Raw genomic sequence first — 21,192 nt, forward strand, 5'->3', positions numbered from 1 at the left:
GAGGATGGCCGTCAGGAGCGAGAACCACGAAACAGCGACGAATCACAGCGGGACGACACGCTTTGGCAAGAATGCCGTCCTGACCTTCGGCCTGCTGTATATCGCGTGGTGCGTGTCTTACATGGATCGGGCGGCCATCACCTTCTCAGCCCCCGCGATGCTCCGCGACATCCATATGTCACCGACTGAACAAGGCTTCATCGTCGGCATTTTCTACCTTAGTTACTCGTTGATGCAGACGCCGGGCGGCTGGCTCGCCGACCGTTTTGGCGCGAAGTCGGTGGTCGTGGCCGGCCTTGTCGCGTGGTCGGCCTTCACGCTCGGAACCGGACTGGTGCAGTCCGTCGCCGCGTTGCTGACCGTCAGGTTGCTATTCGGCATCGGGGAAGGCGTGTTTCCCGCCGCCAGCCTCAAGGCGTTGTACGATGCGGTCCCGCCTCGCGCCCGCGACAAGGCTCCGTCGGCGCTGATGTCCTCGAACTATTTCGGATACCTGATCGCACCGTCGGTTTTGCTGCCCGTGCTCGCCTGGATGGACTGGCGCTGGACCTTTTACGTGATGAGCGGCATCGGTTTTGCTACGGCGCTTCTGGTGCTCCTGCTGGCGCCGAAAAGCTCCGCTCCATCCCGCGACACTCCTTCGGCTCCGAAAAGGGCTGGCGTTCTCAGGGCGCTGCGTCTTCCCGGCGTCATCCGGTTGATGGCGACGTGGTTCCTGATCAGCTTCATCAACAAGGGGCTGGAGAGCTGGATGCCCACGTACCTGCTGCATGAGCGCGGCGTATCGCTCAAGGAAGCGGGCGTTCTTCTCACCCTGCCATACGCCGCGGCAACCATCGCCGCCCTGATCGGCGGCTGGGCGATGTCCCGCTGGTTTACGCAGCGCGAAGAGCGGTTTATTTCGCTGTGCGTCGTCATCTCATGCGCGGCGCTGCTCGCTATGGCGTATTGCTCGTCCGTGCTGGCGGTCGTCGGCTTCGAGACGCTGCTCTACTTCTTCAAGACGCTCGTGTTCGCGGCGGTCCTCTGCCTGCCGGGCCGTTTCCTCCCGCAGGACATCGCGGGCGTCGGTTACGGTCTGATCAATTTCGGCGGCCAGATCGCGGGTTTCGTGGCGCCGCCTGTGATCGGCGCCGTCCTTGGCCTGACCGGCAGCTACCCCGCCGCCTTTCTTACCCTTCTCGTCGCGGGCGTTCTTGCCCTTGCGCTGAACAGCGCACTTGGCCGGTTCAAGAATCCCGCTGGACAACTGATGACATTCGGAGCCGACAATCATGGAACTGTGTGACGCGACCGCCGTCGAGTTGCTCGATCTTTACCGGTCGGGCGAAGCCTCCCCGGTCGAGGCGCTGCGGTCATGCCAGAACCGGACGGACAAGGTTAACCCCGCCGTCAACGCCATAGTCTGCGAAGATCGCGATGCAGCTTTGGCTTCGGCCCGTCTGGCGGAAGACGCATGGCGACGCGGCGAACCCACCGGCCCCCTTTGCGGCGTTCCCCTTGCAGTAAAAGACACGCACGTCACGGGCGGTCTTCGCACCACATTCGGCAGCCCGCAGTTTCGCGACTGGATACCGGAGAAGGATCAGAATTTCGTCGCTACATTAAGGGCGGCTGGCGCAGTGATCACCGGAAAGACCAACGTCCCCGAATGGGCGGCTGGCGCTAACAGCCGAAATCCCGTTTACGGCGCGACAGGAAATCCGTTCGACCCAGCGCTTAACGCCGCCGGGTCGTCTGGCGGATCGGCTACGGCGCTGGCCTGCGGCATGGCTGCCCTCGCCACCGGTTCTGACACGGGCGGCTCCTTGCGAAATCCCGCGGCATTTAACGGCGTCGTCGGATACAGACCTTCTTCGGGACTCCTTCCCAGCGAACGCCGCGTGCATGGCTGGTCCTGCCTGTCGTGCGATGGCCCAATGGGCCGCACCGTCGCAGACACCGCCCTTATGCTCTCCGTCTCAGCGGGCGATTTCAGCTACGACCCCCTCGCCTACACGCTGCCCGGAGAGGAGGTTCGCGCCCGGCCAGAGCGGTATTTTCCGTCAGAACCGATTGATCTTTCGAAACTACGTCTCGCCGCCACGGAAGATTTCGGCCTTGCGCCGACCGAGAGCATCGTCCGACGCGCCTTCCGCGACAAACTGCCAGCGATAGCCGCACTGTTCGCCTCCAGTGAGAACGCCGCCCCCGATTGTGCTGGCGGTCATGAGGCTTTCGCGATCCTGCGTGCGGCGATGTTCCAATCCACTCACGGTGAGCGTTACAAGACACATTACGATCTTTTGGGGCCGAACATACGCGCAAATGTCGAAGAAGCCGCCACTTACACCCTTGTCGATTACGCTTGGGCGGCGGAGACGCAGACGAAAATATATCGGCGATATCAGACCTTCTTCGAAAATTTTGACATCATCGTAAGTCCCGCGATCACCATAAGCCCACGTCCATGGACAGAGCTTTATCCAACAGAGATCGACGGCGTCCCGACGACGAACTATTTCCAATGGCTCTCCCTCGCCTATCTGGTCACGCTGACAGGACATCCCTGCGTCAGCATCCCGGTCGGCGTCGACGAACGGGGCATGCCGTTCGGCCTGCAGATCGTGGGACCGCGCGGCGCCGACTCTCTGGTCCTGCAAACAGCCGCCGCCATCGAAGCAGCCTTCGCAACCTCTCCGGCATTGCGCCGTCCGGTCCCTGACATTGCCGCGCTTTCGGCCATGCAACCCATCGCCTCGCGCCCGGGCTTCATGCCGCTGCCTGGCAGCGACGCGTAATCGCTCCCAGTCCGTCAATCTGATCATCGAGGAAAACCGCCATGCGTAACAGCGACGAAGTCTGGAGCCGCGTCGATGAACTCGGCCCAGCGTTCTGTGACCTGTCCGACCGTATCTGGGATCAACCTGAACTGGCCTATGGCGAGTTCGCGGCCGTCGCCGAACACGCGGCCATGCTTGAGCAGCAAGGCTTCAAGGTCACGCGCGACGTCGCCGGAATTCCCACTGCTGTAACTGGAGAGTTTGGCGAAGAAGGCCCTGTCATCGCGATTCTGGGCGAGTATGACGCGCTGCCGGGATTGAGCCAGGAAGCGGGCGTCAGCAGCCCCTCGCCCCTTCCCGGCGCAGGCTTTGGGCATGGCTGCGGCCATAACCTGCTCGGCTCCTCCGCCATGTTGGCGGCGACCGCCGTGAAGGATTACCTGAAGGCCCACGGCGTGAAAGGGCGCGTCCGCTACTACGGCTGTCCCGCCGAGGAAGGCGGCGCCGCCAAAACCTTTATGGTGCGGGAAGGCGCGTTCGACGACGTCGATATCGCCATTTCGTGGCATCCCTCCTCATTCTCAGGCGTCAATGCGCCGCGCTCTCTCGCCAACACGCGGATCGACTTCACCTTCACCGGCAAGGCCTCCCACGCGGCGGCGGCGCCCCATCTGGGCCGTTCCGCGCTGGATGCGGCGGAGTTGATGAATATCGGCGCAAATTACCTGCGCGAGCATATGCCGCAAAGCGCGCGGCTTCATTACGCCTATATCGACGCGGGCGGGGTCGCTCCGAACGTGGTTCAATCGAGGGTCACGATCCGTTATCTCATCCGCTCCGAAACACTGCCGGAACTGCGCGACCTGATCGAGCGCGTTCGAAAGATCGCAGCCGGAGCTGCGATGATGACGGAAACGCAAGTGTCGGAAGCCGTGGTGAGCGCCGTCTCGAACCTGATGGGAAACACGCCGCTGGAACAGGCGATGCAGCGCAATTTCGAACGCCTCGGCGCGCCGCAATTCGACGACGCGGACCGCGCCGTGGCCAGCGAATTCGTCGCCACACTCACCCAGGCGGATCGCCTCGCCGCCTATAACCGGATGGGGATTCCCTATGATCCGGACGCGGTGTTGTGCGACCTCATCGCGCCGCCATGTGCGGAAGGCGACGGTTCCGCCGGTTCGACCGACGTCGGCGACGTCAGCTGGGCCGTACCCACCGTGCAGGCGCGGGGCGCAACCTGCGCCATCGGCACGCAGCTTCACTCCTGGCAGATGACTGGGCAGGGGAAGACCGCCCATGCACACAAAGGCATGATCCATACAGCGAAGATCATGGCGGCAACCGCGCTCGACGCCATTCTCGATGAAAACCTGCTCACGAAAGCCAAAGCGGAGCACGCATCGACAATGGCCGTCACTCCGTATATCTGCCCCATGCCGGACTCGGTAAAGCCCCCGCTCCGCAAGGCGCCCGAAGCAGCATGACCTTCGATTTTTCGACCGTCACGAACACCACATCTCGATGAGCCCCGCTTACATCATCACCATCGGCGCGCTCTCGATCGCCGCCGTGCTGATCCTGATCGCACGTTTCAGGGCGGAGCCGATCATCACCCTGTTCGGCGTCGCCGTGCTGATTGGCCTCGCCACCGGGAAGGCGCCGACCGCAGCCGTCGCTTCGTTCGAGAACGGCGCCGGGCATGCGCTCGGGCATATCGCGTTCATCATCGCCTTCGGCACGATGCTGGGACGAATCGTCACGGAGAGCGGGGCTGCGGAGCGGATCGCCGATACGTTGATTGCGCGTTTCGGGCCGCGCAACATCCATTGGGCGATGATGTGCATCGGCCTGCTGGTCGGGTTGCCGGTTTTCTTTGACGTGGGCTTCGTCCTGCTCGCCCCGCTGGCGTTCGTCGCCGCCCGCGCAGCCGGGCAACCGCTGCTTCTGGCCGCTCTCCCCCTCGCCTCCGGCCTGTCCATCGCGCACGCCCTCATGCCGCCGCACCCGGCGATCATGATCGCGGTGGAGGCTTATCACGCCAGCCTGCCAAAGATGCTGCTTCTGGGAACGGTGGTGATGCTGCCAACCGCCGTCCTTACCGGCCCGGTCTTCGCGCGTTTTATCGTCCCTCGCCTGCATATCCGGGGACTGAGTTCACTGGAGGCGCAGTTTCTGGAGCGTGGCGACCGCGGGCCATTACCACCGTTCTGGCTGAGCGCTCTGGTCGTGCTGTCCCCGGTGTTGCTCATTCTCGTCGGGCAGATCGCCCGCTTCGCGCTGCCTTCCGGCATCGGGCCTTGGGTCGGGGACTTGCTCGGCTCCACGGACGTCGCGCTGGTCGCGGCGACGATTTTCGCATGCGTCAGCCTGGGGCTGGCCCGGGGCGTCGCATGGGCCGACATGGCGCACCGTCTGCACGACTGTCTGGCCCCCATCGCGTTCGTGGTGCTGCTTGTCGGCGCAGGCGGCGGCTTCGGCCGGGCGCTCATCGATTCGGGCGTCTCGAACGTGCTGACGGGACTCGCCGTATCGTGGAAAATGCCGATCCTGCTTCTGGCGTGGGGGCTGGCGGCCGTGGTGCGACTGGCCACCGGCTCCGCTACGGTCGCAATGAGCACGGCTGCGGCGGTGCTCGCCCCCGTCGCGCTGCACACCGGTCTTGTCGCTCCAGAAGCGCTGGTGTTGGCGACCGGCGCCGGTTCGGTGGCTTTCGGACCTGTGACGGACCCGGTATTCTGGCAGATCAAGGAGTATCTGGGCATGAGCGTCGGTCAGACCCTGATCACATGGTCGGTCATCGAGACGGGCATTTCGCTCATGGCTCTGGCTGGCGCCGTCGCCTTCCAGTCGATGCACTCATTTTTCTGAAACACACGTAACCAAGGTTCCGGTCATGAACATCGACTCCCTGCCCACGCCCTGCGTCCTGATCGACGTCGACCGCATGAAGGCCAATATCGGCCGCGCGCAGGCTTACGCGGACCAGCACGGTTTCTCCCTTCGCCCGCATATCAAAACCCATAAGATTCCCGCGTTCGCCCGCTTGCAGGTTGAGGCCGGGGCAAAGGGAATTACCTGTCAGAAGCTGGGTGAAGCCGAAGTGATGGCGGACGCCGGACTCGACGACATCCTGATCAGCTACAATCTGATCGGCTTCGACAAGCTTGCGCGCATGACGACGCTCGCGCGGCGGATCAAACTTACCGTCGCCGCCGACAGCCTCCACACCGTCGAAGGATACAACCGCGCGGCGGAGGCGGCCGACGTTTCGTTCGACGTGCTGATCGAATGCGACACCGGCGGCGGTCGTTGCGGCGTCCAGACGCCCGAAGAAGCCGTGACGCTGGCGCAGGCCCTGCGCGGCGGGGCTCGCTTCGCCGGGTTGATGACCTATCCCGCAGCAGGAAAGACGGCGGAAATGGCGGCATGGCTCTCCGCCGCCCTCGCTGCGTTCAAGGCCACCGACGTTCCGGTGCGCGTCGTGTCCGCTGGCGGAACGCCGGATCTGTGGAAGGCGCACACTATCCCGGGCGTGACGGAATACCGGCCCGGCACTTACGTCTATATGGATCGTTCGCAGGTCGCCGTCGGCGCGGCGAGCATGGACGATTGCGCGCTGAGCGTGTTGGCCACCGTCGTCAGCAAGCCGCGCCCCGACCGCGCCGTCATCGACGCGGGCACGAAGACGCTCACCAGCGATCTGCTTGGCATGGAGGGTTTCGGCCACATTCCAGCCTGTCCACATGCGACGCTAAGCGGCCTCAGCGAAGAACATGGCGTGCTGCGCGCTGAATCCGGCCTGCCGGAGATCGGAGAGCGCGTGCGCATCATCCCCAATCACGCCTGCGTCGTCAGCAACATGTTCGACACGGTTTACCTCGTGTCCGGCGAACGAGTGCTAGACGCCATGCCCGTTGCAGCGCGCGGGCGCGTGTCCTGACCAACCAGAAAGAGGATAACATCATGGTCAAGAAAATGTTCGGCTCCTCCCACGTGCCGTTGTCCCCCGCCGTCCGTGCGGGAGACTTCGTCTACATATCGGGACAGGTTCCGGTGAAGGACGGCGCGATCGTCAACGGCGACGTGCGTGTGCAGACCCAGACCGTTCTGGAAAACGTCTCAGCGGCGCTGAAGCTTGCCGGATGTGAAATGTCCGACGTCGTGAAAACGTTCGTGATCCTGACCGACAAGAAGGATTTTGCTGCGTTCAACGAAGTCTACGCCACGTTCTTTCCGTCCGAACCCCCTGCCCGCACGACGGTCGAGGCTGGCCTGATGGTCGACATCACGGTCGAGATCGAGGCGATCGCCTACAAGCCGCTCTGATTCGTCGGCAACGCCCGGCCTGCGCCAAAACAGGATAGACTGCTCATGAAGGTGTTCGTCGCGTCTCTGGCGACAGAGACAAACACGTTCTCCCCCGTCCCCACCGACCGCGCGAACTTCATCGCCGCGTTCTATGCGCCGCCCGGACATCATCCGGCCACGCCAACCTTGTGCTCCGCCGTATTCCCGGCGCTGCGCGAGCGTGCGCGCGAAGAGGGTTTCGAACTTGTCGAGGGAACGGCGACATGGGCCGAGCCGGGCGGCCTGGTGCAGCGTCAGACCTATGAAACGCTGCGCGACGAGATTCTCGATCAGCTTCGCGCAGCGGCGCCGGTCGACGCCGTCGTGCTCGGCCTGCACGGCGCCATGGTCGCACAGGGCTACGATGACTGCGAAGGCGATCTGGCTGAGCGCGTCCGTGAAATCGTCGGGCCGGACGTCATTGTCGGCGCCACGTTCGATCCGCACAGCCACCTGACCCCGAAACGGGTCGAAAATCTGAATATTCTGAACGCTTTTCTTGAATTTCCGCATACGGATTTCGTCGAACGCGCCGAACAGGTCGTGGACCTGACACTTCGCGCCGTTCGCCTGCAGATCAAGCCGGTCATCTCCGTCTTCGACTGCCGCATGATCGACGTGCTTCCAACCAGCCAGCAACCGATGAGGGGCTTTGTCGACAGCCTGCGCGCCATGGAAGGGCGCGGCTCTGTGCTCAGCGTATCGCTGATTCACGGATTTCTTGCCGGAGACGTGCCGGAACTGGGGGCGCGGCTTGTGGTCGTGACCGATAATGATCTGGCGCTTGGAGACCGCCTCGCCCGGGAAAAGGGTATGGAGCTGTTCGCAATGCGGGGCTCCACCCGCATGACGCAACATGACATTCCCGACGCCCTGCGACTGGCGCGCGCCTGCGCTACAGCCAACGCGACGAAGCCCGTCGTGCTGGCCGATACGTGGGACAATCCGGGTGGCGGCGTCGCCGGAGACGGCACGCTGATCCTGCGGGCCATGCTTGACGCGGGCATGGACGATGTCGGCGTAGCCACAATCTGGGACCCTGTCGCGGTCACTTTCTGCCTCGCCGCTGGCGACGGGGCGACGATCAGGTTGCGCTTCGGCGGAAAAAGCGGTCCCGGCGCCGGCGACCCGATCGACGCGACCGTAACGGTTCTGAAAGCTGTTGATGAAGCATGGGAGAGTTTTGGCGCGAGCCGGGTGCCGCTCGGCCCCTCCGCAGTGATACGGATCGCAGGCACATGCACCGACGTCATCCTGAACACCAACCGGACCCAGACGTTTGACCCGGACATCTTCTCGGGCCTGGGGGTCGACATCAGTCAGAAGAAATACCTTGTCGTGAAATCGACGAATCATTTCTATGCGGCGTTCAGGCCCGTCGCTTCCGAAATTTTCTACGTCGACGCTGGCACGCATTACCCCTCCGACGCGCGGCGCACCGATTACGTCAAGGTCAAGCGGCCGCTCTGGCCGATCGTCGACGACCCACATGCCGCCAGCGCCTGAATTGACCATCAATTTATAAAATAGTGGGTCACACCTCTGCGCGCGAGCGCCTGTCTCGCTCCACGATAAGCGCGCGGATCCGATCCGCGCTGTCGCTGGTTGCCGGGTTGTAGACTATCATTCCAAGATCGGGGCGCCCGTCGATCGCAAAGTTTGAAAACTCAAGTTCAATCATACCTACATCCGGATGATGGATACGTTTGACGCCTTCGCCATGCGAGGCGACGCCAGTTTCCTGCCACAAGGCCTCGAATTCCGGGCTCGTGCGCGACAGGTCCTCGACCAGTTGTGTAATCTCTGCATGCGCTCCCGCCCGCGCCACATCAGCCCGAAAGGCGCCGACGACGAATCGCGCGACGCTGCGCCAGTCATCCTGCGCTTTCCTGACGTGAGCATTTCCGAACATAATGCGCAGAATATTTCTTTTCTCTCGCGGTATTTTTGAATAATCGGTCAAAAGCGCCGCTGCGGCGTCGTTCCATGCGATCACGTCCCACGTCGCAGTCTTGATAATGGTCGGACTTGTGGTGAGCGCGTCGAGAACACGTTGCAAACGGGGCGTCACTGTGTCTGTCGCCCTGTAACGCGCGGCCGGAGGACGCCCAAGACCAAGAATGAACAGATGCTCGCGTTCGCTCTCCGTCAGCATCAGTCCTGCAGCGATACGGTTGAGAACATCCTCCGACGGCGCGCCTCCCCGCCCCTGCTCCAGCCATGTGTACCAGGTGGGACTGATATTGGCCCGTTGGGCGACTTCTTCTCGCCTCAACCCGGACGTACGCCTTCGCCCGCCGGCAAACCCCAGCGCGACCGGGTCCAGCCGGGTCCGGCAATTGCGTAGAAAACCGCCCAGTTTGTTCTCGTTCTCCAACGTCACGCCGATCCTGTTGATCATTATACCATGATAAAGTCACTACTTTTACATGATGAAAATTAGAATACGACGCGATTGGGAGCAACAACGGAGGCTCTTCCATGCGTGTATTCCTCACAGGCGCCACCGGCTTCATCGGTTCGCGTATCGTCACCGAACTTCTGTCCGCCGGACATCAGGTCATCGGCCTCACACGGTCGGAGGCTGGCGCGCGCGCGCTGGCTGAAGCTGGAGCCGAACCACATCGCGGCGACATTGAAAACCCCGGCAGTCTGCAGGCGGGCGCGGCGACGGCTGACAGCGTAATTCACACCGCCTTTGATCACGACTTCACGAATTTCGTCGCAAATTGCGAGAAAGACAAACGGGCCATCGAAGCGCTTGGCGCCGAACTCAAGGGCTCAAGGCGGCCATTCCTCATCACGTCGGGCACTGGCGTAGGCGCGGCGGCGCCGGGTCAACCCGCACTTGAAAGCGTCTTCAACGCCGCACACCAAAACCCGCGTGTCATTTCCGAAGTCACAGGCGCGCGACTGCTCGATGATGGAGCGGACGTTCGCATCGTGCGGCTTCCGCAAGTCCATGACACGGTAAAGCAGGGGCTGGTTACCCCCTATATTGCAATTTCGCGTGAAAAAGGCGTCGCCGCCTATATCGGCGAGGGTCTTAACCGCTGGCCCGCCGCCCATGTGCGCGACGTCGCGGCTCTCTACAGGCTGGCGCTTGAGAGAGGACAAGCTGGCGAGCGGTATCATGCGGTCGATGAAGAAGGCGTCACGGCGCAAGCGATCGCAACTGTCATCGGCGCAGGCCTGGGCGTCGACGTAATCTCCCTGCCTCCCGAGCAGGCGCAACAACATTTCGGGTGGTTGGGAATGTTTATGGGAATGGATCTGGTCGCGTCCAGTGCATGGACCCGATCACGACTGGGCTGGCAGCCCACCGGGCCGGGTATCATCAGCGACCTGAAACGGATGGACTATAATTTATCTCAATAAGAAATTCGGTTTTCCAAAATGATCGCCTAGCCGACGCGTTCAGTTCTGCGAACGCGTCGACACAGATCGAGCATTACTTATTCTGACATTGCCCGGTAGCGGCCCAGGCGCCGTCTTTACGTTGCGGAGCGCATCACCTCTACCCGAGGCGCCCCGCAACGGACTTCATTCAGCCGTTACGGAACGTATAGCTATACCCGTTGATCGCAGGCGCGCCGCCCAGATGGGCGTAAAGAACTTTCGCGCCTTTCGGGAAGAAACCGGTCTTCACGAGGTCGATCATTCCCTGCATCGACTTTCCTTCGTAAACCGGATCCGTGATCATCGCTTCGGTCTGCGCCGCAAGGCGCATGGCCTCTACCGTTTCCTTCGACGGCACGCCGTACGCCGGATAGGCGTAATCTTCCATCAGGATCACGTCGTCGCCGGCGATCTCCGGCCCGTCGACCAGCGCGGACGTCTTCTGCGCAATGTCGAGAACCTGGGCCTTCACCGGTCTTGGCGTGAAAGACGCGTCGATGCCGATCACCTGGCGCGCGCGACCGTCATCGGCGAAGCCAACCAGCATCCCTGCGTGAGTTGAGCCGGTCACGGTGCAGACGACGATGAAGTCGAACTTGAAGCCCAGTTCAGCTTCCTGCGCCCGGACTTCCTCGGCGAACCCGACATAGCCGAGACCACCGAATTTGTGGACGGAAGCCCCCGCCGGAATGGCGTAAGGCTTGCCGCCCTTCGCTTTCACCTCATCCAGAGCCTGCAACCAGCTGTCGCGGATGCCGACGTCGAAACCTTCATCGACCAGTTGCGAATTGGCGCCCATCAGGCGCGTCATCAGGATATTACCGACGCGGTCGTAAACCGCATCGTCATGCGGCACCCAGCTTTCCTGAATCACATGGCACTTCATGCCGATCTTGGCGGCGACGGCCGCGACAAGACGCGTGTGATTCGACTGCACGCCTCCGATGGAGACCAGTGTGTCGGCGCCTGAAGCGATGGCGTCAGGCACAATGTATTCCAGCTTGCGCAGCTTGTTTCCGCCCATGGCGAGGCCGGAATTGCAATCTTCGCGCTTCGCGTAGATCTGCACGTCACCGCCGAGGCGCTCGGTCAGACGCGGCAGGAACTCGATGGGCGTCGGACCGAAGGTGAGCGGATACCGCTCGAAGCGGGACAAGTTGAGCATCTCGGGGCCTCGTGATTGCGTGAACCCGTCAAGTCATGCCAGAAACGAGACGAAATGTGCTTTCGAAATTTGTCATATTTTTTCTTATTTCACTACATAATTTTCAAATTATGGATCAATATGCGAAAATATTTCCGTAAATATGGAACAATCTTTCATGACCGAAGAGCTTGACCGGACTGATCGCCGCATTCTGCGCCTGCTGCAGAAGGACGGCCGCATGGCCAATGCCGACCTCGCCCGCAAAGTGAATATAAGCGCTGCGACCTGCCACCGGCGGACGCAGCGCCTGTTTGACGCAGGCTGCATCCGCGCCGTGCGGGCGCAGGTCGCGCCCGCCGCGGTCGATCTGTCGACTCTCGCCATGGTGGGCGTGGTTCTGGATCGTTCCACCTCCGACAGTTTCGCTGCGTTCGAACAGGCGGTCAGCGAGACGCCGGAAGTGCTGGATTGCCATCTGGTCGCTGGCGACTTCGATTATTTTCTGAAAATTCGCGTGCGGGATATGGAGCATTTCAACCGACTGCACGCTGCGCGCCTGATCGCGTTGCCCGGCGTCCGTCAGACCCGGACGTTCTTCGTCATGAAGGAAGTCGTCGACAACAGGCCGCTCGATATTTGAGTTTTTCGTCGAAATCTCTATCGGAGAGCGGCTCCGGGCACCCCACTCTGGCCGCCTATGAGCAGCAACCGGGTGACGACGTCGCCAAAGAAGAAACGCTCTACTGAAAGGGACCGGCTGTCTCGCCACGAGATCAAGGCGGCGCAGGCATCTCGGGACACGGCCTGACACGCCAAAAGCCGCCATCTTGTTCACACAAACGGTCAGCGATCCTTAGCGGAGACATGCGCCGACAAGGCCTTTTGCCCAGGGATCGTAGGCGCGCCCGGACACGGCGCGCCCCGTAAAGGTTTTTTGCGTTACTCGCCGTCAGAACTGATCAGGTATTTCCAGATAACCGCCCCCAACGCGCCGCCGAGCAAGGGCGCAGTCCAGAAAAGCCAAAGCTGACCGAGAGCGCCAGTCTGGGCATAGACTGCAACGGCGAGAGAACGTGCGGGATTTACAGACGTGTTTGTGACCGGAATGGACACAAGATGGATCAGCGTCAGGCAAAAACCGATCGCCAGCGGCCCCAGCCCGGAGGGCGCCGTTTTCGCAGTCGATCCCAGAATAACGATAAGGAATCCTGCCGTAAGAACCAGTTCGGTTACGAACGCAGCGGTCAGGCTGTAGTGACCGGGGGAAAGATCCCCATAACCATTTGACGCGAAAGAACCGACTACAAAATCCGGTCGTCCGGTGGTTATGACATATAGCACTGAGGCCGCGACAACGCCGCCCAGCACCTGCGCCACCCAGTACGGAACCAGATCTTTCCAAGGCAATCTGCCGCCGACAGCAGCGCCCAACGACACAGCCGGATTGAAATGACCGCCAGAAATGCCGCCCACGGCATAGGCCATGGTCAGCACGGTCAACCCGAACGCCAGAGCCACACCCAGAAAACCTATACCCAGATTGGGGAAAGCGGCGTCAATCAACGCGCTGCCACATCCTCCAAACACCAGCCAGAACGTACCGAAAAATTCAGCCGCCAATTTATTGCGCACAACGCGCTCCTGTATTTCAATAATGTTACAATAACTTGGGAAATAACCCGGTTTCATATTCGTTATAAAAAACAGTCAAAAATATGTCGATAACTGTTTTTGACCTACTACCCACAGTCCAAGTATTGATACAATGGGGACTTGACGCCCTTCGCGACATTCAGATCACGCGAAAATGGCGTCGACCGGAATCCGGCTCCCTCAATACCGCCTCTGCGTCACTGTGCTCGTTTCTTGTTTGAAAAAACGTCTCGGTCGCGTCGGCGCACGGTTCAACGCCCTCACAACGGCTCCGGACGCGCAACATCTGAACTTACAAGCAGCGCATCGTCCGGTGTTTTCTGCAGCAATAAGGCTTTCTGCGCCTTAAACGCTTACGCGTTCCGTCAGCTTGCAGAAAACGTGCGCCACGACACCACGCGCTCCACCACCAGCCCGCTTGTCGCGCCAATTCGAACATTCGGAAACATCGCACGCATTAACGTGCGACTTCCTTCGCGTCAGCAAGACGCTCAGTGAAAGCGCACGGCCGGATCGGCTTGGCTTTTCAGCCTGGGCTCGCCGCGTATCGACAGCAAGAACAGCAACAGCCCCATAACTGCGATACCGCCCCCGGCCCAACCTGTTGCCGCGTAGCCGAAGCCGGACGCGAGAACGAACGCCCCCACCCACGCCCCCAACGCATTGGCAAGGTTGAACGCCGCATGGTTCATGGAAGCCGCCATGGTCTGCGCATCACCGGCGACTACCATCAAACGCATCTGCATCGCTGGCCCCAACGCGATCGTGCCGCCGAGCAGGAAGATAATGATCGTAACGGACCAGAGATGCGGCAATGCGAACGCAAAAAGCGACAGGGTGACGACATTCCAGAAGAATGCGCCGATCGTGGCCCCGAGCGGATTGCGGTCGATGGCGCTGGCTCCGACATAGGCCCCCACGACCATGCCCACGCCCCAAAGCGCCTGGAACAGGGGGATGCTCCACAGCGGGACGTGCGTAACATGCAGCAGCGCGGCGGAGACATAAGTGTAGACGCAGAACATCCCGCCGGTGCCGAGCATCACCACGCCCAGCACGTACCATATCTGCTTACGACCGAACGCCCGCAGTTCGCCAAGCAGAGAATGCCCCGGTCGGGGATCGTCCCGCGGAATGAAGCGCCAGATCATGAACGCCGCGATCAGGGCGATCGCTCCCACCAGAAGGTAAGCGACTCTCCAGCTCAGATACTCGCCCATCAAACTCGCCAGAGGCGCGCCAACCACGTTGGCGACAGTCAGCCCCGCGAACACATGCCCAACCGCCTTTCCGCGCCGCCCCTCCGCCACCAGACTTGCGGCGGTCAACGCGCTGCCTCCGAACAATGTGCCGTGCGGCAAACCAGCCAGAAAACGCCAGAATTCGAGGGCGCCAACGCTGTGCGCCAACGTCCCCAAAATGTTGGTCACGGCGAACCACAGGGTAAGCAGGATCAGCGCCTGTTTGCGCGACATGCGCGCGGACGCCAGCGAAATAATCGGCGCACCGACAACGACGCCCATGGCGTACGCGCTGACGATGTTTCCGCATTGCGGAATCGAGGCGTCCATCGAGCGCGCGACGTCGGGAAGCAGCCCCATCATCGCGAACTCGCCGGTGCCTATGCCAAAGGTCCCCACAGCGAGGGAGAGAATCGGCAAGGCGTGGCCCGTCGTCGTCTTGACCTGCTTCGCGGCGGAAGCCGTCATCCCTCTCTCCATACCTGTTTGCAAAAAGCGCCTGTACCGCTACCAACTAAAACCGCGGCGTTGCGCATACGTTCCGATAACCGCCCGACTCCACCGTCGTCGACGCTGCGGGCGCCTGTAAAATCGACGATGCATCGCCTCACCTATCGGGACACCCCATATCCTCATGACCCCATCTTCGTCCAACAACGCTTCAACGCCGCACGGCGAGTCCGGAAGCGAAGCCACCGTCAGCATAAGCAGAATGCTGCGCCTCACCCTGATCGCAGCCGCGGTAATGCTTGCAATCTGGCTCATCGGCGACGTTCTGATGGTCGTATTCGCCTCGGCCCTCTTCGCCGTGGTGCTGCACGGGCTCGCACGGGTGCTGGCGCGTCACACGAAGCTTCCTCATGGCGCAGCGCTGGCGCTCGTCACCCTCGGGCTGCTGCTCATTCTGGTCACGGTAGGCTGGACCAGCGGCTCCGATATCGCAGCCCAGTTCTCAAAACTGCGCGACGCTCTGGTCACGCAGGCGTCCGCCTTGCGCAGCCAACTTGAAGCCTGGCCACAAGGGCGACTGTTGATCCAGTATCTGCCTCAGTCGATGGGCGGATCTCAGGGCGGCAGCTTCGAATCGCTCAGCACCCGCATCGCCGGCTCGATGACCGGTTTTCTTGGGTCTGCGTTCGGCGCGCTTGGCACGATCGCCGTCGTCGTGATCGCCGGTCTTTATTTCGCCGCCGATCCATCGCTCTACGCCAACGGAATTCTGCGCCTCGTCCCTCTCCAATGGCGCGACAAGGGCCGTGAAGTGATGATCGCCGCAGCCGACACGCTGTGGGCGTGGGTCGCGGGTCAGGCGCTCGACATGGCGGTGGTGGGGCTGTTGTCCGGCTTCGGGCTGTGGCTGATCGGCGTGCCGCTCGCCTTCGGATTGGGCTGCCTCGCAGCGCTCTGCAATTTCATCCCGTATATTGGGGCGATCATGGGCGCCGTCCCCGCCCTCCTCCTCGCACTCTCGCTTGGTCTGCGTGAGACAGCGATGGTCGCCGCTCTTTACGCGGTCGTACAATTCTTTGAGGGTAACGTCATGGCGCCCCTGATTCAGCGCCATGCCGTGAAGATGCCGCCAGCCGTGACGGTGCTCTCACAGACATTGTTTGGTGGGATCTTCGGTTTTCCCGGCCTGATGCTCGCCTCTCCATTGACCGCGGCCCTGCTTGCGGTCGGCGACCGGCTGACGCCCAAACTGGACGAGAAGGAACGTATATGAATGCGCCTACCGCGACCGACGCATAAATTTACTGCGGCTATCCTTCTGACGCTTGGCGGCGCGTCTCTCGCTGGCTGTCAGATGACGCCGGAGCAGATCGATTACGCGTGCATGCAGCAAAAACCCGACGACCTGCTGCTTCGCGAACCGACTCTGGAGCACTTCATCCAAGGCTGCGGTCTCGATTACTACACCGACGTCACCGGCAGAATTAAGCTGCACTACACGCCGCCGCGCGGAGACGGCACCCTGCCGGTCGTCGCAGCGTCATCCTTCGCGGTCAGCGAGCCCGGCGGCTCGCACGGGCGCGTGTGGTATCTGTGCATGCCCGTACCGACTTCGGTGGCCGACAGCCAGCCTTCGGCCTCCCCCACGGCGACGCGCACGAATCAGGCCGTCTGCCGCTACGCAGGAAGCGGAGAGAAAAGGCTCAATCTCATCTACGATCAGGACGACGCCACCAAATACGATCCCATCAAGTGGTGAGACGCTCGCAATAGGCTCCCCCTGCGCCCCGAGGCGAATATATTTGACAAACATTGTCTGATATATTCCTCATTGAGTCATTAATGATACGGTGGGTCAGGCGACGTCGGGAGGCGCGGGCCTGAAGGGTTCCTAAACGGCAGTGGGCTGCCCCACCCGTTTGGCGCCATGCAGACACGAACCTTTCCCGTCTGGGTACCAAGGTTGTGAACTGACACATGGATCTGTGTTGGAGCGATCGCAGGCGTCGGGAGCGATTTCGACGGGCCTGATCGTCGGTTCCCGGTGCCGGTCCGAGTAGTTTCCGGGCGGGGTTTATCTGCATGACACTGCCGCAGCCCCAACGCGCTTTCACAGAAAATTCGATAATCAGCCTGAACAGCCAACCAGTTTCCTGCACATCTCGTGCAATCCGCCCTTGGCGAAACCTCTCCGTCAACGGCAAGTTCCTGTCGGGATACCTGACAGGCGTTCACAGGGTTGGGCTCGAACTCAGCCGCGAACTGGGCGAACGCGCTGATGAGATCGCAGAAGTCGTCGGCGGTGGACCGCTTTTCCGCACGCCGGGACGCGGCTACCCGGCGTCGATAAACAGCTCCATTCCCACCTCAGGCATGTCGGCGCGCGGCGTCTCGGGGCAAGTGTGGGAACAGGTGACGCTACTTCGGCAAACTCGCACAGATCTGCTTCTCAACCTGTGTAATCTTGGTCCGGCGCTGCATCCCGCAATGATCACCATGATCCACGACGCGCAGACCTTCATAACGCCAGAATCCTACACGACAGGGTTCGGGCGGTTCTATCGCGCTTTGCTCCCGGCTCTGGGAAGACGCAGCCTGCGCGTTCTAACGGTTTCGGATTTCTCAGCGCAGGAATTGGTCCGATGGGATGTGGCGCCGACAGAACGCATCCGGGTGATACCGAACGGCGTAGATCACGTTCTACGTGTAAGACCGGACCGAAATGTGCTGCGAAGGATCGGCTCGCGACCATTTGTGCTCGCTCTTGCCAGCGCGCAGCCACACAAGCGGATCGGCACGTTGATCCGTGCTTTTTCAGATCCGCGTCTGGCGCATCTCGACCTGGTTCTGTTTGGCCCCGCCTCCCCAAGCGATTTTGCGCGTTCCGGCCACCCGCTACCGCCCAACACGCGCTGCCTCTCATTCGTGGCCGACGAAGAAGTGCGTGCGCTGATGGAGGCTGCGCTGTGCTTCGCCCTTCCGTCCATAACCGAAGGGTTCGGCCTCCCTCCGCTGGAAGCGATGCTGATCGGGTGTCCCGCGATCGTCAGTCGTGCAGGCGCGCTTCCTGGCCTCTGTGGCGAGGACGTCCTCTATGCCTCGCCCGACGATCCCCGAGAATGGGTGGAGGCGATCCGGCGCCTTGCCGAAGACCCGGAGATTCGCCAGCACCGAGCGGCAGCCGGACGTCGGCGGGCTGCGCGATACACATGGCGACGCGCGGGTGACGCTCTCATGTCCGTGTTGCGTGAAGTCAGTGACGAACGGCGCAGAGCGGCGGTTTCTTAAAACCAGACCCGCAACACATGAGATCAGCGCGCAGGGCGAATGTACAGATGATCGCGGCGGTCCTGTCGCCACTGGTCAATCGCGCTCAGGATCGCTACATCGCCTCCCTATGAATGAAGCCGATTTCTCCGGGGCCGCCGCAACGGCGCAGGCGACGCCCATCCTGATCGCGCCCCAAGCCGTGCTTCGCCAGAAAGGCCGGGTGGTGCGCCCGGAAGATATGGCGACGCTCCGCGAAGGTCTGCCGGGAATGTTCGCCGCAATGTATCAGGCGCCGGGCATCGGCCTGGCCGCGCCACAGATCGGGATCAGCATGCGCTATGCGATCGTCGACCTCGGCGAGGAAGACGCGCGCGAACCGATCGTGTTGATCAATCCCGAAATCATCTCCGAAAGCGAAGTCCTGCACTCCCGCGAGGAGGGCTGTCTCTCGCTGCCCAACCAGTATGCCGAAGTCGTGCGGCCTGAAGCCGTGCGCGTGCGTTACATGTCGCTGGCGGGCGAACAGATTGAGCGCGACGTGGATGGCCTGCTCGCGACATGCATCCAGCATGAAATCGATCACCTCGATGGCGTGTTGTTTGTCGACCACCTGTCCGCTCTGCGTCGCAACATGATTCTGCGCCGCCTCGCCAAGGAACAGAAAGCCAAACGCGGCTGAACTGTCGGCGCCCGCGGATCGCGAGAACGCCGGACCGACACCCCCCGCCTCCAGCCCGACCAGCGTCCAGTCAGGAGACCTTGCACCATGCGCATAGCCTTTATGGGCACTCCCGACTTCGCCGTGCCCGCGCTCCATGCGCTGCATGACGCCGGACACGAAATCGCCGCCGTCTATACTCAGCCCCCTCGACCGGCCGGCCGAGGGCAGGCGCTTCGCGCGTCGCCGGTCCAGGTGGCGGCTGAGGCGATGGGGCTTGAGGTTCGCAGCCCTCTCACTCTCAAGCGCGACGCCGAGGCAAGGCAAGCGTTTGCGGCGCTCGACCTCGACGTCGCCGTTGTGGCGGCTTACGGCCTGATTCTGCCTACCGACATGCTCGCGGCGCCGCGCTTCGGGTGCCTCAACATCCACGCCAGCCTGCTTCCACGTTGGCGCGGAGCTTCACCGATCCAGAGCTCCATTCTCGCAGGAGACAGCGAAAGCGGCGTCACCATCATGCAAATGGAGGCGGGCCTCGACACCGGCCCCATGCTGCTCCATGCCTCAACCCCGATCACTGGCGACACCACAGCGACGACGCTGCATGACGCGCTCTCTACTATGGGCGCGCGTCTGGTCGTCCAAACTTTGCGCGAGATGCCAAGCGCCGTCGTCCAGCCGGAAGACGGAGTCACTTACGCCGCACGTCTGACGCGCGAGGACGGACGCATCGACTGGACGCGCACCGCCGCCGAAATCGACCGGCAGGTCCGGGCGCTGACTCCCTGGCCGGGCGCGTTCACGACTCTGGATGGCGTTGTTCTGAAGATCGGCGAGGCGAAACCGGCTCCCTTCCCCGACGGCGTTGCGGCGGCGCAGCCCGGCGAGGCGCTCGACGACCATTTGACGATCGCCTGCGGCGACGGGCGGGCCTTGCGTCTGCTGCGCATCCAGCGCCCCGGACGCGGCATGATGGACGCCGAAGCCTTTCTGCGCGGGCAGCCGCTTCCTGCGGGCGCACGCCTCGGGACACATTGATGACGGCGCCCACAGACGTCGTTGAAACGTCGCCCGACATTCAGCGCTGGGCGGTGCTGCTGGAGTACGACGGAGGTGCGTTCGTCGGCTGGCAGCGGCAGGCGAGCGGCGTCTCGGTTCAATCGCTTCTCGAAGACGCAGCCTCCCGCCTGAGCGGCGGTCGTGACGTCGCCAGCGTGACTGCCGGGCGTACGGACGCAGGCGTCCACGCCAGTGGACAGGTGGCGCATCTTGATTTCCCCGGCTCCCTCCAACTGAACGCGCGAGCCGTGCGGGACGGACTGTCGTTCCACCTGAAGCCGCATCCGGTCGCTGTGCTGGACGCAGCCCCGGTCTCGCTCGACTGGAACGCGCGCTTCTCCGCCCTGAACCGCCGCTATCGCTACCGCATCCTCAACCGATCAACGCGCCCGGCACTCGACGCCGGACAGGTGTGGCACGTCAAGTTCCCGCTGGACGCTGACGCCATGCGCCGGGCTGCGCAGACGCTGCTTGGGCGGCACGACTTCAGCACGTTCCGCGCGTCGAGTTGCCAGGCGAAAAGCCCGTTAAGAACGCTTGATCGTCTGGACGTGCGCCGCGATGGCGAGATGATCCTGTTTGAGGTCGAGGCTCGGTCCTTTCTGCATCATCAGGTTCGCAATCTCGTTGGCACGCTTCAGATGGTCGGCTGTGGACGCTGGCCGGAAGAACGAGTGCGGCAAGCGCTCGACGCCCGCGACCGGAGCAAAGGCGGTCCCACTGCGCCGCCAGACGGTCTCGCCCTGATCGGCGTGGGATACGATCCGGATCCGTTCGCCACTGCTGGCGCGAATATACTCCGCCAGACGCTCGACGCCTCCTGACGTAAGGACGTCAGATACTTCGCAGCGTCGCCAACTCTGCGCAGTCGCCTCAGCTCTCCTTGGCCCGTAAGCAGCCATTTGGCGCGTATGACTAGCCCCGCCTTCGAAATCCATCCTACCTGGTCGCCATAGTAACAGAGAGCCGTGAGGATCGTGACGATGCACGATCAAGATATCGCGCTACGCAGACGTCAGATCGGGAGGCGTCCGGAATCTCCGCAATCAGCACACAACGGCGTCAGGCCATGTGCGCACGCCTTCGCGCGCTTGCGCCGCAGAGCGCATTGCGTCAAAGGAAACGACACTCAATTCGCACCGGGGCGGTCTTTTCGCCCCTCATCCAGCGGCCAGCCTCCCCGTCCTGACGGAGACCGGTCAG

General features: G+C 62.2%; 19 protein-coding genes. 15 read left to right on the forward strand and 4 right to left on the reverse strand.

Annotated features, from left to right (window positions below; genetic code table 11):
* Positions 1–4 precede the first annotated feature (4 nt).
* From J2D73_RS13050 to J2D73_RS13080, 7 genes are read left to right on the forward strand one after another with little or no spacing between them, the layout of a single operon-like run.
* Positions 5–1,288, forward strand: a complete 1,284-nt coding sequence (locus J2D73_RS13050) for an MFS transporter (protein ID WP_207881966.1) — start codon at positions 5–7, stop codon at positions 1,286–1,288.
* Entirely contained in the window at positions 1,275–2,780 is a 1,506-nt protein-coding gene (locus J2D73_RS13055; protein ID WP_207881967.1) for an amidase, read from the forward strand. Before J2D73_RS13050 ends, J2D73_RS13055 begins: the two co-directional genes overlap by 14 nt.
* A gap of 41 nt (positions 2,781–2,821) precedes the next feature.
* Complete coding sequence (locus tag J2D73_RS13060; protein ID WP_207881968.1) at positions 2,822–4,249, forward strand: M20 family metallopeptidase; 1,428 nt, start codon at positions 2,822–2,824, stop codon at positions 4,247–4,249.
* 37 nt (positions 4,250–4,286) lie between these two features.
* Positions 4,287–5,633, forward strand: a complete 1,347-nt coding sequence (locus tag J2D73_RS13065) for a GntT/GntP/DsdX family permease (protein WP_207881969.1) — start codon at positions 4,287–4,289, stop codon at positions 5,631–5,633.
* Between the two features lie 25 nt (positions 5,634–5,658).
* On the forward strand, positions 5,659–6,705 hold the full coding sequence (locus tag J2D73_RS13070; protein WP_207881970.1) for a D-TA family PLP-dependent enzyme: 1,047 nt from the start codon (positions 5,659–5,661) through the stop codon (positions 6,703–6,705).
* 23 nt (positions 6,706–6,728) lie between these two features.
* Positions 6,729–7,091 (forward strand): RidA family protein, encoded by a 363-nt coding sequence (locus J2D73_RS13075; protein ID WP_026398420.1) that lies wholly within the window; start codon positions 6,729–6,731, stop codon positions 7,089–7,091.
* Between the two features lie 45 nt (positions 7,092–7,136).
* Positions 7,137–8,618, forward strand: coding sequence for a M81 family metallopeptidase (locus tag J2D73_RS13080; RefSeq protein WP_207881971.1), 1,482 nt, complete (start codon positions 7,137–7,139; stop codon positions 8,616–8,618).
* Positions 8,619–8,646: 28 nt separating this feature from the next.
* Here the strand turns inward: J2D73_RS13080 and J2D73_RS13085 are convergent, their stop codons facing one another.
* A complete protein-coding gene (locus J2D73_RS13085) occupies positions 8,647–9,513 on the reverse strand; it encodes a helix-turn-helix transcriptional regulator (RefSeq protein WP_207881972.1) in 867 nt (288 codons plus the stop codon).
* Between the two features lie 80 nt (positions 9,514–9,593).
* Between J2D73_RS13085 and J2D73_RS13090 the strand changes: the two genes are divergently transcribed.
* Complete coding sequence (locus tag J2D73_RS13090; RefSeq protein WP_207881973.1) at positions 9,594–10,490, forward strand: SDR family oxidoreductase; 897 nt, start codon at positions 9,594–9,596, stop codon at positions 10,488–10,490.
* A 169-nt stretch (positions 10,491–10,659) separates the two neighbouring features.
* On the opposite strand, the gene J2D73_RS13095 is transcribed toward J2D73_RS13090, so the two are convergent.
* Positions 10,660–11,676, reverse strand: a complete 1,017-nt coding sequence (locus J2D73_RS13095; RefSeq protein WP_026398425.1) for a 1-aminocyclopropane-1-carboxylate deaminase — start codon at positions 11,674–11,676, stop codon at positions 10,660–10,662.
* Between the two features lie 157 nt (positions 11,677–11,833).
* Between J2D73_RS13095 and J2D73_RS13100 the strand changes: the two genes are divergently transcribed.
* Positions 11,834–12,298, forward strand: coding sequence for an Lrp/AsnC family transcriptional regulator (locus tag J2D73_RS13100; RefSeq protein WP_408736844.1), 465 nt, complete (start codon positions 11,834–11,836; stop codon positions 12,296–12,298).
* Positions 12,299–12,597: 299 nt separating this feature from the next.
* Here J2D73_RS13100 and aqpZ read toward each other — a convergent pair whose 3' ends face one another.
* Together aqpZ and J2D73_RS13110 are read right to left on the reverse strand one after the other, a co-directional pair.
* Positions 12,598–13,290, reverse strand: coding sequence for an aquaporin Z (aqpZ, locus tag J2D73_RS13105; protein ID WP_341535091.1), 693 nt, complete (start codon positions 13,288–13,290; stop codon positions 12,598–12,600).
* 512 nt (positions 13,291–13,802) lie between these two features.
* A complete protein-coding gene (locus J2D73_RS13110; RefSeq protein WP_207881976.1) occupies positions 13,803–15,020 on the reverse strand; it encodes an MFS transporter in 1,218 nt (405 codons plus the stop codon).
* Positions 15,021–15,186: 166 nt separating this feature from the next.
* On the opposite strand from J2D73_RS13110, the gene J2D73_RS13115 reads away from it, so the two are divergent.
* The 6 genes from J2D73_RS13115 to truA all read left to right on the forward strand — a co-directional run bounded on the left by J2D73_RS13115 (position 15,187) and on the right by truA (position 20,813).
* Positions 15,187–16,275, forward strand: coding sequence for an AI-2E family transporter (locus tag J2D73_RS13115; protein ID WP_207881977.1), 1,089 nt, complete (start codon positions 15,187–15,189; stop codon positions 16,273–16,275).
* Complete coding sequence (locus J2D73_RS13120; protein WP_207881978.1) at positions 16,276–16,761, forward strand: hypothetical protein; 486 nt, start codon at positions 16,276–16,278, stop codon at positions 16,759–16,761.
* Between the two features lie 323 nt (positions 16,762–17,084).
* On the forward strand, positions 17,085–18,290 hold the full coding sequence (locus J2D73_RS13125; protein ID WP_207881979.1) for a glycosyltransferase family 4 protein: 1,206 nt from the start codon (positions 17,085–17,087) through the stop codon (positions 18,288–18,290).
* Between the two features lie 109 nt (positions 18,291–18,399).
* A complete protein-coding gene (def, locus tag J2D73_RS13130) occupies positions 18,400–18,951 on the forward strand; it encodes a peptide deformylase (RefSeq protein WP_207881980.1) in 552 nt (183 codons plus the stop codon).
* A gap of 87 nt (positions 18,952–19,038) precedes the next feature.
* Positions 19,039–19,968: a methionyl-tRNA formyltransferase gene (gene fmt, locus J2D73_RS13135; protein WP_207881981.1), complete on the forward strand. Its 930-nt coding sequence runs from the start codon at positions 19,039–19,041 to the stop codon at positions 19,966–19,968.
* 38 nt (positions 19,969–20,006) lie between these two features.
* Positions 20,007–20,813, forward strand: coding sequence for a tRNA pseudouridine(38-40) synthase TruA (gene truA / locus J2D73_RS13140; protein WP_207881998.1), 807 nt, complete (start codon positions 20,007–20,009; stop codon positions 20,811–20,813).
* Positions 20,814–21,192 lie beyond the last annotated feature (379 nt).

The organism is Acetobacter sacchari (genome assembly GCF_017377715.1).
Lineage (GTDB): Bacteria > Pseudomonadota > Alphaproteobacteria > Acetobacterales > Acetobacteraceae > Acetobacter > Acetobacter sacchari.

Bases quoted from the DNA above. Each gene is read 5' to 3' on its own strand.
- J2D73_RS13050 (WP_207881966.1), top strand. From the start codon at position 5: ATGGCCGTCAGGAGCGAGAACCACGAAACAGCGACGAATCACAGCGGG.
- J2D73_RS13055 (WP_207881967.1), top strand. From the start codon at position 1,275: ATGGAACTGTGTGACGCGACCGCCGTCGAGTTGCTCGATCTTTACCGG.
- J2D73_RS13060 (WP_207881968.1), top strand. From the start codon at position 2,822: ATGCGTAACAGCGACGAAGTCTGGAGCCGCGTCGATGAACTCGGCCCA.
- J2D73_RS13065 (WP_207881969.1), top strand. From the start codon at position 4,287: ATGAGCCCCGCTTACATCATCACCATCGGCGCGCTCTCGATCGCCGCC.
- J2D73_RS13070 (WP_207881970.1), top strand. From the start codon at position 5,659: ATGAACATCGACTCCCTGCCCACGCCCTGCGTCCTGATCGACGTCGAC.
- J2D73_RS13075 (WP_026398420.1), top strand. From the start codon at position 6,729: ATGGTCAAGAAAATGTTCGGCTCCTCCCACGTGCCGTTGTCCCCCGCC.
- J2D73_RS13080 (WP_207881971.1), top strand. From the start codon at position 7,137: ATGAAGGTGTTCGTCGCGTCTCTGGCGACAGAGACAAACACGTTCTCC.
- J2D73_RS13085 (WP_207881972.1), bottom strand. From the start codon at position 9,513: ATGATCAACAGGATCGGCGTGACGTTGGAGAACGAGAACAAACTGGGC.
- J2D73_RS13090 (WP_207881973.1), top strand. From the start codon at position 9,594: ATGCGTGTATTCCTCACAGGCGCCACCGGCTTCATCGGTTCGCGTATC.
- J2D73_RS13095 (WP_026398425.1), bottom strand. From the start codon at position 11,676: ATGCTCAACTTGTCCCGCTTCGAGCGGTATCCGCTCACCTTCGGTCCG.
- J2D73_RS13100 (WP_408736844.1), top strand. From the start codon at position 11,834: ATGACCGAAGAGCTTGACCGGACTGATCGCCGCATTCTGCGCCTGCTG.
- J2D73_RS13110 (WP_207881976.1), bottom strand. From the start codon at position 15,020: ATGACGGCTTCCGCCGCGAAGCAGGTCAAGACGACGACGGGCCACGCC.
- J2D73_RS13115 (WP_207881977.1), top strand. From the start codon at position 15,187: ATGACCCCATCTTCGTCCAACAACGCTTCAACGCCGCACGGCGAGTCC.
- J2D73_RS13120 (WP_207881978.1), top strand. From the start codon at position 16,276: ATGCGCCTACCGCGACCGACGCATAAATTTACTGCGGCTATCCTTCTG.
- J2D73_RS13125 (WP_207881979.1), top strand. From the start codon at position 17,085: ATGACACTGCCGCAGCCCCAACGCGCTTTCACAGAAAATTCGATAATC.
- def (WP_207881980.1), top strand. From the start codon at position 18,400: ATGAATGAAGCCGATTTCTCCGGGGCCGCCGCAACGGCGCAGGCGACG.
- fmt (WP_207881981.1), top strand. From the start codon at position 19,039: ATGCGCATAGCCTTTATGGGCACTCCCGACTTCGCCGTGCCCGCGCTC.